16 protein-coding genes, 1 pseudogene and 1 CRISPR repeat array are annotated in these 15,880 nt (G+C 48.4%); of the genes and pseudogenes, 6 read left to right on the top strand and 11 right to left on the bottom strand.

The genetic code is table 11. From position 1 onward, the window contains the following. The first annotated feature begins 287 nt into the window (after positions 1–287). Positions 288–986, top strand: a complete 699-nt coding sequence (locus ACLGLO_RS01685; RefSeq protein WP_492128679.1) for a metal-dependent hydrolase — start codon at positions 288–290, stop codon at positions 984–986. A gap of 685 nt (positions 987–1,671) precedes the next feature. On the opposite strand, the gene ACLGLO_RS01690 is transcribed toward ACLGLO_RS01685, so the two are convergent. The 7 genes and pseudogenes from ACLGLO_RS01690 to ACLGLO_RS01720 form a co-directional block, all read right to left on the bottom strand. Further along, positions 1,672–2,247, bottom strand: a complete 576-nt coding sequence (locus tag ACLGLO_RS01690) for a hypothetical protein (RefSeq protein WP_492128680.1) — start codon at positions 2,245–2,247, stop codon at positions 1,672–1,674. A gap of 484 nt (positions 2,248–2,731) precedes the next feature. Further along, positions 2,732–3,295, bottom strand: coding sequence for an FAD-dependent thymidylate synthase (locus ACLGLO_RS01695; RefSeq protein WP_492129108.1), 564 nt, complete (start codon positions 3,293–3,295; stop codon positions 2,732–2,734). After that, positions 3,289–3,693 carry an FAD-dependent thymidylate synthase gene (locus tag ACLGLO_RS01700; protein WP_492128681.1) on the bottom strand — a complete coding sequence of 135 codons (405 nt, stop codon included), beginning with the start codon at positions 3,691–3,693 and terminating at the stop codon, positions 3,289–3,291. Before ACLGLO_RS01700 ends, ACLGLO_RS01695 begins: the two co-directional genes overlap by 7 nt. Continuing rightward, positions 3,690–4,451, bottom strand: coding sequence for an anaerobic ribonucleoside-triphosphate reductase activating protein (locus ACLGLO_RS01705; RefSeq protein WP_492128682.1), 762 nt, complete (start codon positions 4,449–4,451; stop codon positions 3,690–3,692). Before ACLGLO_RS01705 ends, ACLGLO_RS01700 begins: the two co-directional genes overlap by 4 nt. Before the next feature lie 104 nt (positions 4,452–4,555). Beyond that, complete coding sequence (locus tag ACLGLO_RS01710) at positions 4,556–6,424, bottom strand: anaerobic ribonucleoside triphosphate reductase (RefSeq protein ID WP_492128683.1); 1,869 nt, start codon at positions 6,422–6,424, stop codon at positions 4,556–4,558. A gap of 188 nt (positions 6,425–6,612) precedes the next feature. Beyond that, positions 6,613–7,081: pseudogene (locus tag ACLGLO_RS01715) on the bottom strand (hypothetical protein). A 23-nt stretch (positions 7,082–7,104) separates the two neighbouring features. Then, entirely contained in the window at positions 7,105–7,308 is a 204-nt protein-coding gene (locus ACLGLO_RS01720; RefSeq protein WP_492128684.1) for a hypothetical protein, read from the bottom strand. A gap of 68 nt (positions 7,309–7,376) precedes the next feature. Between ACLGLO_RS01720 and ACLGLO_RS01725 the strand changes: the two genes are divergently transcribed. The 3 genes from ACLGLO_RS01725 (at position 7,377) to ACLGLO_RS01735 (ending at position 8,961) form a co-directional block, all read left to right on the top strand. Further along, complete coding sequence (locus tag ACLGLO_RS01725) at positions 7,377–7,703, top strand: ribonuclease P protein component 4 (RefSeq protein WP_492128685.1); 327 nt, start codon at positions 7,377–7,379, stop codon at positions 7,701–7,703. A 46-nt stretch (positions 7,704–7,749) separates the two neighbouring features. Next, positions 7,750–7,926, top strand: a complete 177-nt coding sequence (locus ACLGLO_RS01730; RefSeq protein ID WP_492128686.1) for a hypothetical protein — start codon at positions 7,750–7,752, stop codon at positions 7,924–7,926. A 339-nt stretch (positions 7,927–8,265) separates the two neighbouring features. Beyond that, positions 8,266–8,961 carry a DUF72 domain-containing protein gene (locus ACLGLO_RS01735; RefSeq protein ID WP_492129109.1) on the top strand — a complete coding sequence of 232 codons (696 nt, stop codon included), beginning with the start codon at positions 8,266–8,268 and terminating at the stop codon, positions 8,959–8,961. A gap of 200 nt (positions 8,962–9,161) precedes the next feature. Here the strand turns inward: ACLGLO_RS01735 and ACLGLO_RS01740 are convergent, their stop codons facing one another. Together ACLGLO_RS01740 and ACLGLO_RS01745 are read right to left on the bottom strand one after the other, a co-directional pair. Continuing rightward, on the bottom strand, positions 9,162–9,362 hold the full coding sequence (locus ACLGLO_RS01740; protein WP_492128687.1) for a hypothetical protein: 201 nt from the start codon (positions 9,360–9,362) through the stop codon (positions 9,162–9,164). A gap of 92 nt (positions 9,363–9,454) precedes the next feature. Continuing rightward, the gene (locus tag ACLGLO_RS01745) at positions 9,455–10,201 is read right to left on the bottom strand and encodes an SDR family NAD(P)-dependent oxidoreductase (protein WP_492128688.1); all 747 of its coding nucleotides are present in this window, start codon (positions 10,199–10,201) and stop codon (positions 9,455–9,457) included. An 842-nt stretch (positions 10,202–11,043) separates the two neighbouring features. On the opposite strand from ACLGLO_RS01745, the gene ACLGLO_RS01750 reads away from it, so the two are divergent. Continuing rightward, the gene (locus ACLGLO_RS01750; protein ID WP_492128689.1) at positions 11,044–11,727 is read left to right on the top strand and encodes a DUF996 domain-containing protein; all 684 of its coding nucleotides are present in this window, start codon (positions 11,044–11,046) and stop codon (positions 11,725–11,727) included. Then, positions 11,728–12,371: direct repeats of the CRISPR family, unit length 24 nt; unit sequence CTTTCAGTCTTTTCTAATTGCTTC. A gap of 112 nt (positions 12,372–12,483) precedes the next feature. Here the strand turns inward: ACLGLO_RS01750 and cas6 are convergent. Next, positions 12,484–13,392, bottom strand: coding sequence for a CRISPR system precrRNA processing endoribonuclease RAMP protein Cas6 (gene cas6, locus ACLGLO_RS01755; RefSeq protein WP_492128690.1), 909 nt, complete (start codon positions 13,390–13,392; stop codon positions 12,484–12,486). Further along, on the bottom strand, positions 13,385–14,053 hold the full coding sequence (gene csa3 / locus ACLGLO_RS01760) for a CRISPR-associated CARF protein Csa3 (RefSeq protein ID WP_492128691.1): 669 nt from the start codon (positions 14,051–14,053) through the stop codon (positions 13,385–13,387). The genes cas6 and csa3 overlap by 8 nt, the downstream gene beginning before the upstream one ends. 105 nt (positions 14,054–14,158) lie before the next feature. Here csa3 and ACLGLO_RS01765 point away from each other — a divergent pair, with 105 nt between their 5' ends. After that, a complete protein-coding gene (locus ACLGLO_RS01765; RefSeq protein WP_492128692.1) occupies positions 14,159–15,877 on the top strand; it encodes a hypothetical protein in 1,719 nt (572 codons plus the stop codon). The last annotated feature ends 3 nt before the right edge of the window (positions 15,878–15,880 follow it).

Consider the following 15,880-nt stretch of genomic DNA (forward strand, 5'->3'; position numbering starts at 1 on the left):
AACTCGTTCATCCATGATGATAACCCTATCGGGGGTTCTACTTGGTATATCGTTAGCGCTGGTTTTGATTCTTCATGTGACTGTGTAGGCTCTGAACTAGCACAGCTCGCTTCATACATGCTTCGAGGCAGATGGATTTCTTTTGTTTATGCGGCACGCTACTTCGCCTGCGCTGGGATAATTTTCGAGCCCTCTATCGATTAAATTGAGCACCGAAGGACACGCTTCTGCAAGAATTTAAATCCGTCTCCTTGCTTAGAGTAGATTAGGAGGAGGGCCTCGTATCCATGGCCAAGCTCACATGGTATGGCCATTCGGCGTTCAAACTGGAATTAGATGGGCTCACCGCACTGATCGATCCGTGGATTACAAACCCATTATCGCCGCACAGATCCGTGGATTCATTTGTGAAGGAAGTCAAGAACGTGGATCTCATAATTGTAACGCACGATCATGGTGATCACGTCGGTGATGCTGTAGAGCTTATGAAACGATACAAGCAGGCAAGGGTCTTCGCGGTATTCGAGCTAGCAGAGCGCTTGGGAAGAGAAGTAGGCGACGCTGATAGAGCTGTAGGGGCGAACATAGGGGGTCCGGCTCGGTTTGGCTCGCTTAAAATGGTTCTGACTCCGGCTCACCACTCATCGTCAATAGGAGATCCTGCTGGAGTTGTTGTAATTGGCGAAAAAGAGCACAAGACCCTGTACCATGCCGGCGACACAGGCTTGGTGGCTGAAATGCAGTTCATAGGTGAGCTGTATGGGCCTGATGTGGCGCTTCTTCCAATTGGAGGGCACTTCACAATGGGCCCCCTAGAGGCTGCTAAAGCTGTTGAACTGCTGAGGCCCAAAATAGCGGTTCCCATGCACTACAACACTTTCCCCGCAATCGCAGCGGATCCCGAAGAGTTCGCTGGACTCGTGAAGAAGAGGAGACCTGAGACCAGCGTTGTGATTTTGAAACCGGGTGAATCGCTCAACTTCTAAATATATGCTCAGCTCAAGGCTTTCAATTGATGGTGAATTTGCGCTCGACTAGAATTTCTGTATTCTTCTAGCCATAATCATTGCGGAAAACGCTGCCGCCGGACTGATTAATGTGCTACAAAATTTGAGCTTTTTCAGCTGTTTTGATTGATTATTTCGCCATTTTGGCTGTTTCTAGGTATTTGAGCACTGGTGCAGCCAAGAGATGAGCTCGATTGGAAGTTTTATAGATGCGGGATCCGGTTTCTTAAAGTTCAAGGCATTTCTAAGCTCGATGCAGTCTGTCTAATTTCTCTATCATTCATGCAAGTTCGCAGCTCAGCGCAGTGCCTGAATGCCTCAGATATGAGAGCACTTTCGACCTCTGGACTCTTACGTTTGTAGTCCAATCATCTAATTTCAATTGCCGCAATACTAAAGGGACCGCGATAAGATTAGGAGAGCGCCTGCGTGTCTCTTTCCTATAGCTTTGAGGCATCCAATGCCGATTCTATTGAAATTAACTGAGCACTCCATTCCACAGCCACAGATGCATCATGCGAGCCTTTCGCACTGAAAAAAGGTATTGAAAAATAGCATAATGCGCTCATCGCTTCCTTGGGCGGGAAGCACGAATCGAAAGCTCTCAATTCCCCAAATTCTAAAATCACCGCTACTCAAAAATGTCAATGCGAGGTTGCAACGCTTAGGGTTTAGCCTCTTCTTCTAAGCACAGATCCTCGCGGCACCGAATAGCCTCAGCAACACCGATCTTTTTGGGGGTCTCAAAAAGAAGCTCCTTTATCTTCTCTGTTATGGTCTCTCGAACGATATACATCTTTCTGAGGCATTCAGCCGAGTTCTTTATGGTTTCCTTGTCTGCGGATTTTTCTGCCGCCTCAATCAGCCTCTTCATGATCTTTTCGGCTGATTCATCGCAATGTATTAGGGCCATCGAGAGGTGCTTTAATGTGCACCACAAGCTTTCAGTTTTGCTTCTAAATTCGTCTCCAGATTTCTCATTCCCTATAATAAGAGTTTCAAAGAGAACTTCTCCTACAAGCTTTCTTGCGTAACGGATTTTATCTATCATTGGTGCAATAGCGGGCATCTGCTGTTGGCTCTCAATCTCCATGAGATGCTGTTCTGCATGTGCTAAATGGCCTACTAGATAAACCATCTCCTCAATCAGGGCTTCCTCCCATACTCCCTTTTTCTCTTCACTTACATTGTGTGCAACAGTACCTCTTCTCCCTTCACCTACAGAGATTGTAGCGCTCATCGCTATTTTCACCATTGCAGAATTGTTAATCTATTTTTCTTTGGTTTTTAAACTTATTTTTTAAATTTAATTCTAAATTTCGTTGGTTTTTTGGGGTCCTTAATATATAGTCACAATTTTCGAAACTCTGTGCGGATCTTTATCCTCTTTTATAATTCCCCACGCTTCCTTTAATACTTTTCATCTGGAGGAGTGCAGACAGCCATGGTGAGGTTATGCGTGGCACTCCTCCGAAGAAAAAGCTCCTCATCTTGGCAGAGCTTTGAGCTGATAACCATTCATTTACGAGCTTCTCCCACGAATTTACGATAGTCGCAACATTGGATCCAGAACACCTGAACAGTATCGTCCTGATGACTTTCAGTCTTTTTAATTGCTTCTAAAGTTGCCGCTTCCATCATAAAGGTAGACATCCCAGCTATAAGGAGGATACTTTCAGTCTTTTCTAACTGCTTCAAATGGGAAAAAGACAGGATGAAAAAGGCTATCGTAGCTTAACCGCGACGCAGCAGCCTATGCCGATGCTGTAGCAGAACTCCACAGGCTTTTCATTGGCCGGGATATTAGTGTTGTCAACGAGCTCCGGGCACCTGCTTACTGTGAAGCTGCATCTACCTTCAAGGTATTCTTGGAGGCTGCGTGGATTGCTACGTACCCGGTTTTCAATGTGAACACAGCGGAGGCCCGTGTAGCTGAATAGCTCTGGCTGTATTTCGTTCAATATCTTCCACATGCTCCAGGCTACATACCTTATTTCCCACTGCGCCCTAGTGCACATCCTTAACGGGAGAAATACCTCTACGAGTTCACGTGCATTCATCGATACCACTAGCCTTGTCTTAACTGCCTGTGGTATGAGGAAGCGTGTGTCTTCAGGTGTGTATCCCCTGGCTAGGGCTTTATAGTAGTCCATGGTGTCCTCGACTAGGAACTCGAGGAAGCCTTGATCCCTGCCCCTGAGTGTGGCTAGGGGGATGATGTAGGCTTCGGAGACTGCTTCTAGGAGGCTGTTGTAGCTTGGCCTAGATTCAAGGTACTTGGCTAGAATTGAAGTGTAATATTCATAATCGCTCCTAGACTTAGACTTAGGGTTGAAGTTGGTTCACCCAGGTACTCGGCAGCATGTTTCACAAGCATCCTCAGGTAGCTATCACTATATCTTTGACTTAGCTGCGTGAAGCTTGCATGCCTATGCCTAACCAGTTGGTGGCTGCAGACTCTACTGCATACTACTTCAAACACGTATAAGCTGTGTTCTAGAGGACTACCGTGGCTACGTCTGACTAGCTCCACGAGCCACCTCGACACCTCCCCATCATCCATTTTCGAGTCTATTCCCTCGTAGTCCTTGCTGGTCAGCGTCGCCTTGGACGCCACAGCTATTATCCTATTGGAGTTGTGTAGGTAGGAAACCAGCCTGACCATTGGCATATACTTCTCTGTCACGACGGCATCTCTTTCACTACAGTTTTGAAACCTAGCTCGGAGAAGACTGACGCCACCTGCTTAACCTCGTCGATGGGCGGGAAACAGTACTTGCCACACCACTCTAAGTCACGCGGGTTTACAACCGGTCTCGAGAGCAGAGGGTTCACTATGACCGTGGTTTTATCGATGTGCCTCGAGAGGATGGGCTCCAGCTCTTTAAGGACGCTCCGTATCTCCCGCAGGGTCAGCTCCCTGGCCACTGGCACCCTGAGCTCCAGCGGTATAGACTTCTCGGTCACGAGCTTCAGGGACTTAACGTACATCCCCCAGAGTCCCGTAGAGTAGTTGCCGAGGCCCGTTAGCTCGGCGAACGGGACTTTCAGGTCGGTAGCAACGTGGTCCACCACTCCTTTTTCGATGGTGTATTTGAGGGGGCCGTGTAGCGTTAAGTTGGTGTTCAGGCTTACTGGAACACCCCTATCCTTCACCGCCCGGAGTAGCTCGACCAGTTGCCTGAACTGAACTAGGGGTTCGCCACCGGTTATGTGGAAGTAGTCTATGAAGAGCCTTGAGGACTCTACATCGCCAAGAAGTTTCTTGACATCTAGGGGCTTGCACACGTCGTGACTGTTCACGGCCAGCATCCAGTTGTGGCAGAACGGGCACCTTAGGTTGCACCCGCAGAGCCAGAGGGTGAAAGTGACGGAGTTGTGGACGTCGATCAGACTGATATTCTTCCAGCTAGTCCCGTAAAGGACTATACTACCGGGATTCATGGATAACACCATATCTGCTCATGCATTCCCTTGAACGATTTCTACTAGACCTAGAGAACAGAGTGGGAGGCTCGTGGCGTCAGGGATGAAGAGAGAGAAAAGTGTTAGAATGCATAGTGTTTCCGGGTCAAGAACTCCTTCCTCCTCTGAGGGTTCCAGTTCTTCAGTGGCCTGTAGTACCCTATTATCCTGCTCCATATCTCCACGTTCTCGTTCCCGCATACCGGGCAAGCCTTGTATAGCCCGGTGTACGTCCTGTTGCACTTGGGGCAGTATGTTAGGGCTGGTGTGAAGCTCCAGTATACTATGTCTGTATCCATTATCCTCTTAGCCAGCTTGGCAAGAGCCTCTGGCTCCGGCTCCTCTGCCAGGAATATGTGCATCATTACTCCACCCGTGAAGTACTTCTGCACCCTGGATTCAACCTCTATTCTATCAGGTAGCTCCATTTCCGTAGCATAGTATGGCGCTATACTCGTAGAGTAGACTGGGTCGCTGGGATCGGGCAGGTACTCGGCTAGCTCCGGGTACCTCTTCAAATCTATCTCAGCCATCCTCGGCGAGGCAGACTCCGCTGGCACTTCCTCGACGTTCCACGGTGTACCACTCTCCATCATCCACTTTCTCGCAGTATTGGTAGCGTATTCAACCATCTTCCTCATTAACTCGGCTGCCCTTAGCCAATCACTCCTGTTACCGTCCAGCCAGAGCTTTGGCTCCTGCATTAGTATGGCAGCCGCCTCGGGTAAACCCACCAGCCCGATAGTGTTGAAGTGAGAAGTCGGGAACTCAGGCATGTACTTGATTATCATGTAGTAGAAGCTGGGGTGCTCTCTCAGTAGCTTGATGTACCTGTTTCTCTGCCAGTCAATTGCCTCTCTAACCAGGGATAGCGCGTCGTCGTACAGCTCCCAGAACCTATCGTCCTCACCGCGTGCCTCAAAGGCTAGACGCGGTAAGTTCACGTCGGCCACGTTGACGCTACCGGTTATGTCCGGCATGGCCCACAGCCCGCCGAACCTCTGCCTCTCGATCTTGCTCCAGTACTCTTCCCTGACAGCTTCAACATCCTTCTTGAGGCTACCCAGTCTGAACTTGCTGCTCCTGTGGGCGTACTCGAGTTCCCTCATGTCTATGGATATTCTACAGCATAATGCGTAGGAAGCGTCTGGTTCTACTAGCCTCGTGTTGAGCCAGTAGAAGCTACCTCTCTTAGCCGCTGTCTTGAATACGGCCTCGTGTATCTCCGGGTCCTCCCAGATCATCTTCGCTGTGGTCATGAGGGTCGGTATCGGGAATGTGAATGGCTGCCCGACGCTATCTCCAGCCATGTAGTTCTCGAATAATGCTAGGAGGAATGTCTTAGCCTCCTTCTCGTATGCTCCGAGTGGCTCAGTCTTTTTTCCGTCGTACACGGCGTAGTCCCCTTCAAGGGCTTTTTTCGCTGCATCCATTATAATGGTGAAGTTGGTGAAGGGGGTCTGAAGACCTATCCTGGTTGGGTAGTTCAGGTTGTAGAGAAGCCTCTGTATGTTCTGCTTCACCTTATTGTAGTCTGCCCTATCCGCTTTTATGAATGGACCAGCGTACCATTCAACGCTTGAGAAGGCCTGTGCCCCAGTGAAGTAGTGCTGGAGGGTTATAAGGTAGTTAGCCACGTGGTCCACGAAGGTGTCGAGGTGCCTTGCCGGCCTAGATATAACTGTGGGGGTCTTTAAACCCTTCTCGAGGAGCCTGGCAATACTGTGACCGGTGCAGTATGGTATGTATATGCTGTGGGGTAGCTTATGCACGTAGATTAATCCATCCCTATGTGCTCTTAGGATGCGAGAGGGTAGTAGGTTGAGTATATCTCTTTTCATGTAGTCCTCGAGGAGATAGCTGAAAAAGCTACTTGGGCCAATATACTTGTTCGCGTTCTCATTAACGTCTAGAGTACTCCACCTAATATACTCGTCGAAAGGATCCCTCATTAAGCGTACTTCACTAGTCTGCATCACGCATGACCTCACTTTAAGTATTAAGCTTGATCAATATTTTAAGGATAATTGATGGCATATTTGAGGATAATTGATGGCCCTGATATAACCCACTACCAGATAACTAGCTTATCAAGTAGTAACATATACGCTTAGGAGTGTAATACTAGTGGAGCCCTGGCTCACTCCATTATCCCTAGTATCCTTTCAGCACTACCTATGATCCTTGATGTAACAATCCATGTAGCCAGGGGCTCCCTGTATATAGAGTAGCATTCGGATGCATGCCTTAATGTATCCTCCTCGAAGTCCCCATGGGGGAAGCTACCAATCCCTATCGCCAGGTTCTCCCTTAGGGCCTCCCCCACTACCTCATCTACCCATCGATGCTCACATGTCTCCCTCAGCAGGGTTATCCCGTTTGCATTCATGGTCTTCACGAGTGACTTGAGAGGCATAGTCTTAACCAGTATGAGGAGTTTTCCTGAGCCGGGGGGGGGTGCGGCCCTCCTTGAATAACTGCTCGAAGAGGCCTGTAAACCTATTGTAGTTCCTGGGTAGCCTCGTCGAGGGATCTATGATTATAGCGTGTCCCTGTATAGTGTACACGTATACCTCGAGCATTCCAGCCTTATTCAAGGGTCTCTCCAAGGACTCGAGGAGGCTTATGTGGACTATGTCAGGCCTTCCCTCTTATGCTTCAAAGGCAACCTCTTCATAGCGGGGTAGTGTATGCTTACATCGAGCAAGACCTCTGTAGGGGGCTTACCTCTCTTCGTAGCATTCCTCGCGACAGCTGGGTGCGAGGCAATGCCCAGAGGAACCGTCTCTAGTGCTGCCTCGAGTAGCACTATCTTGAGCTTCGCCAGGGCGATCACCCGTCAACCTTTATATCGCTGCAGGGGAGATAAAATCACGTCGCTGGCTACGCGAATGGTTGGAGCCCTTGGTTAGTGAGAGGTACATTCGTGAGATAGCTAGGGAGAGGATACTTATACTCTACAGGCTTGCCGTTGAGATGGCTAGGAGAGGGGATTTAGAGCTCGCGAGGAGGTATATAGATTTAATGCTCAGGATGGCTGGGAAAGCAGGGATTAGACCTCCAAGGTATATTAGGAGGGGTTACTGTAGGAGGCGTCATACACCGTTAATACCCGGTTTAACCCTTAGCGTTAGAATCAGGAGTGAGGGAAGGGGCTCGAGAGTAGTCTACAGGTGTCTGAAATGCGGATGGGTGAGGAGGTATATGATAAAGACTTCAAGGAGGAAGTAAAGGCTAGAATAGCCGGCAAAGTAGATATGCAACTGGTAAAAATGGCTTGACAAAGGCATTCATCGAGGAGGTTAAGAGGAGGCTGGAGAAGCATGGTGTGGTGAAGATAAGGGTTTTGAAGTCCTATAGGAGGATACATATATGTGACATAAATGAGCTGGCCGAGGAGACAGTCAGCTTAAACGGTGGAAGAATATATGATCCGACCTCCTCCCCGCCTTAAAGGGCGAGGGTTCCCTTTGGGCGGTTCACTGGTTTGGGGGTACATCTGCTTCATTCACCCCCGGGCCGGGTCTCCGGCCCATTACCCCTATCCCCACTAGGGGACTCGGGGTTATGGAGCTCATCAATCATCGGCCTCAGAAGGCCTCATAACTTCGTGCGGATAGCGTTGTATGGGTTATATGTGCTTTAATTGATTTGCTTGAATTTTGCCTCCCGCACACATACATTATCATCACTGATGAAAATAATGACATAGATAGATGCAAAAGCATATAAGCTTTCATCCCCGCCCTAAAGAGGCGAGGCTTTCAGTTGTAATCATATCATGGTGGAGCCGTTGGAGGTGTATGTGGGCACAAGCGGGTGGCTCTATGATTGGAATGAGGGAAGCAACCTCGACTGGTACATTGAAGAGAGCGGGCTTAACGCTGTAGAGCTGAATGCCAGCTTCTACAGGTTCCCTTTCAGGAACCAGGTTGCTTCGTGGGCGAGGAAAGGTAGCGGACTGAGGTGGAGCGTTAAGGTGCACAGATCGATAACGCATTTGAGGAGGCTCAGCGGAAATGCTATCGAGACGTGGGGGAAGTTCCGCAGTCTCTTCGAGCCGCTGGATGATGCAGTGGAGTTCTACCTCTTCCAGATGCCCCCCAGCTTCACCTGCACAGAGAGCAACCTCGAGAGGATAAAGTTGTTCCACCAAAAATCGGGGCTGGGGCAGAGGATGGCAGTGGAGTTCAGGCACGACTCATGCTTCAATGAGGGGACTTCTGAGTGGGGAAGGAGGACGGGGCTGACAGTAGTCTCCATTGATGCGCCCACAGCTGAGTGGATAGTTGAGAGCAGAGGAATAATATACTTGAGGATGCACGGAAGGACGGCGTGGTACGCGCATGAATACAGCGAGGGCGAGCTGCGTGAAGTTGCAGAGAAGATCCACAGCCTGGATCCAGCAAAGGTTTACGTGTTCTTCAACAATGACCACTGGATGCTGGAGAACGCTAGGCTTATGAAGTCTCTGCTCGAGAATCGATGAAACGCTCAGGTGCTGAAGAACTACGCGATATATCAGAGGATATTTTGTTGGAACTCCGAGGCAAGCAGCAAGTTTCAGAAGCAGCTGCCTCTCCATGTCTTATAAACGCATCGATAGCTTGGGGTTGGTGAAGTAGCAGAGTGTTCGAGCTGTCGAAGATTTTTGAGAGGACGGGTGCTCTGCTCATGGAGCCCAGCGAGCTAATAGAGGGCTTGATGAGTTCTCTTGGGCATCTCAGCAATAACATTGAAGTCCGATTGCGAGACAGCATCTGCGCATCTCCTTCCGCCATTCCGCTCGCTAGCCATATGAATCTTGAAGTAGAGGGGTGACATTTCTCTCCTCACATACCCGTTTGAAGAAGCATTTATCCGGAGCAGCTTGGCGAGTTCCCTTCTCACCTTCAGCATTATTTATTTTGATGCTTGTTTTTAAAAAAAACGCGGGATTATTCTGAAAGCTCATATGAGGATGGGAAAAAAGCTTTCTGTGATTAATGGACGGTGTAGCCGCCATCAACAACTATAACAGTTCCTGTTATGAAGCCTGCCTCCTCCGAGGCCAGGAAGACTACTGTTGATGCTACGTCTGCCGGCTTTCCCAATCTGCCTACTGGTATAGCTCTCAATATTTGCTCGGCTGCCTGTTGGGCAGAGCCTTTAGCTTCCGGCGTCTCAATGGGTCCTGGGGCTATTGCATTTACCGTTATGCCGTAGGGCGCTAGCTCTAATGCGACTGCTCTGGTAAACCCTATAACCCCTGCCTTGCTGGCACAGTAGTGAGATAGTGCTGGGAATCCCACGAGCCCGCCCACCGATGATATATTGATTATCCTGCCGTATCTCTGCTTAACCATCAGCGGCGCCACCTGTTTTGTTACCAGGAACGTGCCTTTCAGGTTCACATTGATTACTCTATCCCAATCTTCCTCGCTCATCTCCAGAAATGGTTTCGAAGGGTAAATCCCCGCGTTGTTGACCACTATGTCTATCTTTCCGAAAGCCCTCACGGCCTCCGATACCATCCTCTCAACATCCGCCTTCCTGGATACATCTCCAGTTACGCCAAGAGCTTCGACGCCCAGCTTCTTGGCTTCATCTGCAACGCCGTGAACCTTCTCGGATAAGTCAAACAGGATGAGGCCTGCGCCCTCGTTGGCTAGCCGCAGAGCTATTTCTCTGCCTATACCCATCGCTGCACCGGTCACCAGCGCAGTCCTGTTCTTGAGACTGGACACCATGCTTTCCAACCTCCATACTTAAGTTTGTAGTTAACGGAACCTGCGATATATGTTATACGTATATATATTATGTTTGTGGTTTAAGAGAGGCTGGCACGCTATTATCCAGCAAGCGGAGAATTACAAGCAGGGGCATGGAAATGTCGGCTTGAGCTCATCAATGCTTCCAAAAAATGAGATGAAGAGCCTTTCTATAAAGCCACTCGCCCTGCAAACTTAGGTTTTGATGAAGCGTTTGGCAGCGATGCAGCAATCCTAGCAAGAGCATGTGGGCATGCTGGAGCACCGAGTGCGAGGCAGTAAAGTCTGTTGCGCTGATAGATAAAAGGCTTCCTGAGGCTTGAAGAAAAGCTGTGGTAAACTCGCAGGCGCTGTTGTAAAGGAGGCTCCTGGAGAGGCGCTCGTGGCCTAACGTAACTCTCCTCAGTTGGCGATAGGGAATGCCTCTTGAGATGGTATTGGAGCATGCGCTTCAATGGCAACCACCGCGCTTAATTCATTAATAGCACAATAAGGCACGTCAGGGCTTTACGACGAAAGCCTCACTTTTCAGGACGTGGAGGAGCCCAGAAGAGCTCTTTCATTATCTTCTGACTGCTTCGAAACATATTGGCTGGACACGCTCAGCTTAAGCCGCAATATTGCTTTATAATGAATTCTGCGGAAAGGATGAGATCTCTTGTAGGGGGGCTAAAGAAAGGAGAAGCGAGGAGCTTGAGATCCGTTCTAAGCATGGCAAATTTCTCAGTTGTTTGTTGCTCGCTCAGAATAATGATGATGATAATCATCCTGAAACATTTTAATATTAGGTTCGCTAAACTTGATGTGAGCGGGTGCTACTCTTGGAAAAAGCTCCTCCTGTGCTTCCGCAGGGCTCTCAAGCACCTCCCGAATCAAAGAAGCTGCCGATGGACGAGGTTAAGGGCTTCGGAATCGTTGGATCGATCCTCCTCTTCCTCGGCGGGGTTGCTTCTCTCTTTAACGCAGAAGCGGCTGCTGCAGTTGCCGTAATTCTCTCATTCTCAGGCGTCGGAGTCAGGTACGTAGCTGTTTCCAGGTTCTCAGAGCTGGTTGAAGATGCGCAGATCAGGAGGCTTTTCGTCAGATCTTTGGTGCTCTGGATCGTGGGGATGCTGTTAGCAATTGCAGGTATATCGGCGGCCTCCGGCAGGTTTTCGCTGAACGCGACTTTCACCTCAGAGTCGGGCCTTACCCCTTCGGTCCTCCTCCTCGTTGCTGTTGTCTACATCATCGGGTTCTTTGCTGCCAACAGCCTGAGGGGGTCCTTCAAGCTTATCAGCAAGCACGCAAGAGAGGGACTGTTCAACGCCGCTGGGGTGACTTACTTAATAGGTGCTTTCCTCGGCATAGTAACTGTTTTGAAGTTCGTCTCGGTTATCGCATCTTTTCTGGAGATAGCCGCGTGGAATTCGCTGCCGGAATACTTGGAAGCCGGGATGAGGGAAGCGCAAGCTAACGCTCCTCCAGACACCTCAGCGCAACAGCTGGAAAACAGTAAACGGTGACTTTCAGTCTTTTCTGATTGCTTCAAAGTGAAAGATCTCATCCTCTTGCCCTAACTCTGATGGTGAACTCCGACTTTCAGTCTTTTCTAATTGCTTCTCAACCATTCGATACTGGCCGCGGTTGCCCTTCCTCAGATTTCTCCACTCAAATTCTTTCAGTCTTTTTTAATTGCTTCGGTGTAAGCGTAAACTCGAGCGTAGGAAGGGTCATAGGAATAGCTCTCACTTCCTTTCAGTCTTTTTTAATTGCTTCAATGCTACGAATGGATCCCCCATCGCAACAGTCTATGTCACGGGGATCCCAGACTTTCAGTCTTTTCTAATTGCTTCGGACGAACATCGCATAGCTGTGCCTCACAGCGTGAGGTCTTATCTTCACCTTCAAATCTTTCAGTCTTTTCTAATTGCTTCTCTGGAGCTTGTAGCCTAACTGCTTCGCAGTGCTCGACGCTTTCTTCCTCATCTTTCAGTCTTTTCTAATTGCTTCGGGGGAGGATCGAGGACATGACCTGCTCGTATGGAGTGCCGTACAAAAGCACCTTTCAGTCTTTTCTAATTGCTTCATTAGCGGAAAAGATAGCTTGGGAGCTGAACGGCGTATCGAGGACAGTATCCGAAATCTTTCAGTCTTTTCTAATTGCTTCCTGTCGCATAAATGTGCGGAAACTCCTTTATAAGTCTTGCTTGGATCTCCGGAAAATGGCAAAACTCCATCAGCTGCCGACTTTTTTTCCTTTGTATTTCTCTCCGCATGCTTCAAGTCTTTCCCACCCGCTGAAAGGCAACATGCCCGAACCCTGCTGCTCTCGAAGTCCCGATCCCAAGAATCATCGAGAGCTTGAAGAGTTCTTTCAGAAGCTCTGGCAAATCATACCGCAGCATGTATTTTTCATAATAAGAAGTATTGAGGTAGAGGTTGGCATACCCAATGAGGGCCGGAACAGGGTTTTTTCGGAGATCATAGTGAACCCAGACCTTCTTCACTGTATCATGGACAGTGTGAGCCTCGTTGATCACTCTGTGGGCAATGATCGCTAATTTATACAGCCTCTTCTGGGTCAGCTTTCCCGAAAGGTATAGGTATATGTAGATCGGCGTGGAAAATATGTTCAGAGGGGAAGGCATGAGGCTTTTGTGATTATCTGTCCTGAACGGATCTCTGAGCATGGTGGGGGAGCTGAAGACCAAGCGAACCTTTCCTCCGTTGCTAATTCGCATGCTCTCTAGAGCACGCGAAGCCTCCCTTTCTACATCCACTGTCCTGAGTGAAAGGAGTTCAGCTTCGAATGTGTGGTTTGAGAATTGGTGCCTTCCGGATATCCCCATAAGGGCATTGTATACAGCATCGAACCCCACAGATCCGCCCTCTACGAAGCCAACATAGAACCTATACTTTCCATTGATCGTTACCTTCGGTGCAGGTTTTCTCTTATCTAGGTACCCCGAAGTCCCACTGTAGATGCACCTGATTCCGTTTCCATTGAAATGGAAGAGCGGAGAAACATGGATGAGCTTTGGCTGAACTCCCGAGGATTTGTTGAAGAGCACCTTCAATTCGGGGAGTGCATCGATGATCATTGACTTGACCAGCTTTCCAGTGAACAGAGGGGCGTTCCAGTCAGATCTCAAAAACACTTCCGCCTCGAAAAGGTAGCCTTCAATCACTTCTCAGAGCCTCCTTTATGAGCTTCCCGCTTATTGTGAGCTGCAGTGTTTTGCCCTGAATGGTGATCAGCCCCCTCTTCCTCAGCCGGTACAGCAGCTTGTATGCTGTGTATCTGGAAACCCCCATCGCACTAGACAATGAGCGGACAGCTTCATCGAGCTTCTCTCCATCGCTCAGCAGCTTTATCGATTCCAGCTCCCTGGACGGAGGGGGCATGAGATTCATTACCTCTAAAGGAAGGCTTATGCTGTAGAGGCCGTCCTCTCTCTCGATATGGATTTTCACATTGCTCTTTTGGTTGATGAAGTTCTTATAGATCTGGAGGGCCAGCAGAGTTTCGAATGCGGTTATCCTCATCCCCCCAGAAACGATGCCTACCACCTCATTCCCAGCGGCCTTTTTCAGGCTCCTTACAATAATAGACACATCTCCAACGAAATCCATACCCGATGTTACAACATCGAAGAATTCTGCTCCGGCAGAGCTCAGCAGGTCTTTGATGTTTTTAACGGCACTCTCAACCTTTTTTACATCGTAATCGCTACCGGTCTTTGAATAAATGAGCGCAATGACATCGCTCGGTCCGAACCCAACTCTGAGGAGAGACCGAAAAGCTAACTTTTCATCGAAGCCTATTACGCAACTGATCACTTTTCCCATGATAGGGCACCATTCTCCATTTTTATGTCTAATTTAGACATTAGATAGAAAACTTTATAAAGATATCTCTCCTAAAATAAAATAGATGGAAAAAATGCCATCTGGATGGGAAAAATGGACATAATGAAGAGCTGGCTCACATTGCCTTATTCAGTGCCCCTGTACAGAATAGAGGGATTCATCGAGGAGACAGCTAATTTCATCCGCCTGAATGTGAAGAACGAAACAATAGAAAAAGCGTACAGACACCTCGTCCACAAGTTCGGATACTACCTAATGATCAAGCATGGAGTTCTGCTGGAGCGGTACGATACTGCAACTGGGACGTTGCACATCCTCCTCCCTATACAGGACACCGAAAAAATAGATGTGTGGAGCGAATTTTCCGATTTCGTCCGCGAGTACTTCATTCCAAAGCTCCGAACTATGCTGAATAAAGCGACCACAGAGGAAGTCCTGTCTGCGTGGTATAGAAAAAGCGGAGAAGGCAGTCCTACAGGGTTAGCTCCAGCTGTTATGCTGAAAAAGCACGCGCTGAAATATCCAGATGTGCTGGGGAATTTTAATGTTCAGAAGGAGAAAAGCCAGAAGAAGGAAAAAAATGGTAAAAACATCATTGATGTGCTGAAAGAAGCAATAGAGAAAAACAGTTCCTTTCTACAGCAGCGCGATCCTGAAAATGATATTGTTCTCGTTGACTACACTGGCAAGGGTTCAGTAGAGATAAAAGCGCTGGATGACGAAAAGATACTCTCGGCAATGACAGCTAGGAACATGGAACAGAGGGCGGAAGCTGTTTCCAGAAAGGCATGCATGTACTGCGGCTCAAGCGAGTACCTTTCAAGGGCAACTGGAAAGCTGGGGGCAGGGAGGATGAGATTTCCGCATGAAACTACTACGGATTTTTCAAATAAAGCTCATATCTGTTTGCGCTGCATGTTGGTAGCTCTGTTCTACACACTGGAAATCAGCGAGAAAGATGGCAAAAAAGACAAAGAAATCGTAGAAGGGGAGATAAATGGCGTAGAAATAGAACTCGAAGAGCCCAAAGTTATGGGAGAAACTGAGACGGAGAAGGCGATTAAGGCCGTTGCAAGCGGGTTCGTTGATCCAGCCCTGACATATAATGCCCTTTTCGGAGACGAAAAGCTCCATGTAAAGGTGTCTGGTTTGAACGAAGATGCCATTGAAAAGCTGTCCCTCCTCAAGCTGTGCGTCGGGAACGCTTCTCTGGATCCGGCTCTTCCCGAAGTGATCGCCTATGTCCGGAACCCAGATCTTTTCGGTTCAATGAGGTTTTTTCTCCAAATCTTGAAAAAACTAAATAAAAGGGGTGGAAAAAGCATGTCTCATGCCTCAAAATACCTTTTCACAAGAGCATATATAGGTAAAAAGGAAGAGTGGGTAGCTCTAACAATAGCAAAGATAGCCAGCGGGATCATATACATTGCAAATGACAGGACAAAGCAGAAAGAAGGATCCCAAAACATTGAGGAAGGTACAAGCGACGAGTACTTCCTGAAGACTTTTGCTGAAGAGGTGAGGAATGGAAGCCTTACCAAAGCGCTGGCGTATGTATCAGAGAGATATGGGTCAATAGGTTCAATACCCATACTGTTCTCGAGTGCTGAAGAAAAGGAGATGTTGAAGAATGTACTCGACGAGTTTGGCTTTGAATATGAAGAAAAGGAGGATAAGCTGTACGTTAAAGCGAATTCAATACCTTCTGCGGAAGTGAGGCTGAAGGAGCGGTACGGGATGAAGGTGTACGAAGATGCCCATACAGCAATGATAGTAATGAATCAGGATGTTCTGACAGAGTGAGGT

Source organism: Fervidicoccus sp. SLHALR4, from assembly GCF_058692745.1.

Coding starts and splice junctions, on each gene's coding strand:
- ACLGLO_RS01745 (WP_492128688.1), bottom strand. CDS start 10,201: ATGGTGTCCAGTCTCAAGAACAGGACTGCGCTGGTGACCGGTGCAGCG.
- ACLGLO_RS01765 (WP_492128692.1), top strand. CDS start 14,159: ATGGGAAAAATGGACATAATGAAGAGCTGGCTCACATTGCCTTATTCA.
- ACLGLO_RS01690 (WP_492128680.1), bottom strand. CDS start 2,247: ATGAGCGCTACAATCTCTGTAGGTGAAGGGAGAAGAGGTACTGTTGCA.
- ACLGLO_RS01705 (WP_492128682.1), bottom strand. CDS start 4,451: ATGAATCCCGGTAGTATAGTCCTTTACGGGACTAGCTGGAAGAATATC.
- csa3 (WP_492128691.1), bottom strand. CDS start 14,053: ATGGGAAAAGTGATCAGTTGCGTAATAGGCTTCGATGAAAAGTTAGCT.
- ACLGLO_RS01685 (WP_492128679.1), top strand. CDS start 288: ATGGCCAAGCTCACATGGTATGGCCATTCGGCGTTCAAACTGGAATTA.
- ACLGLO_RS01710 (WP_492128683.1), bottom strand. CDS start 6,424: ATGAGGGATCCTTTCGACGAGTATATTAGGTGGAGTACTCTAGACGTT.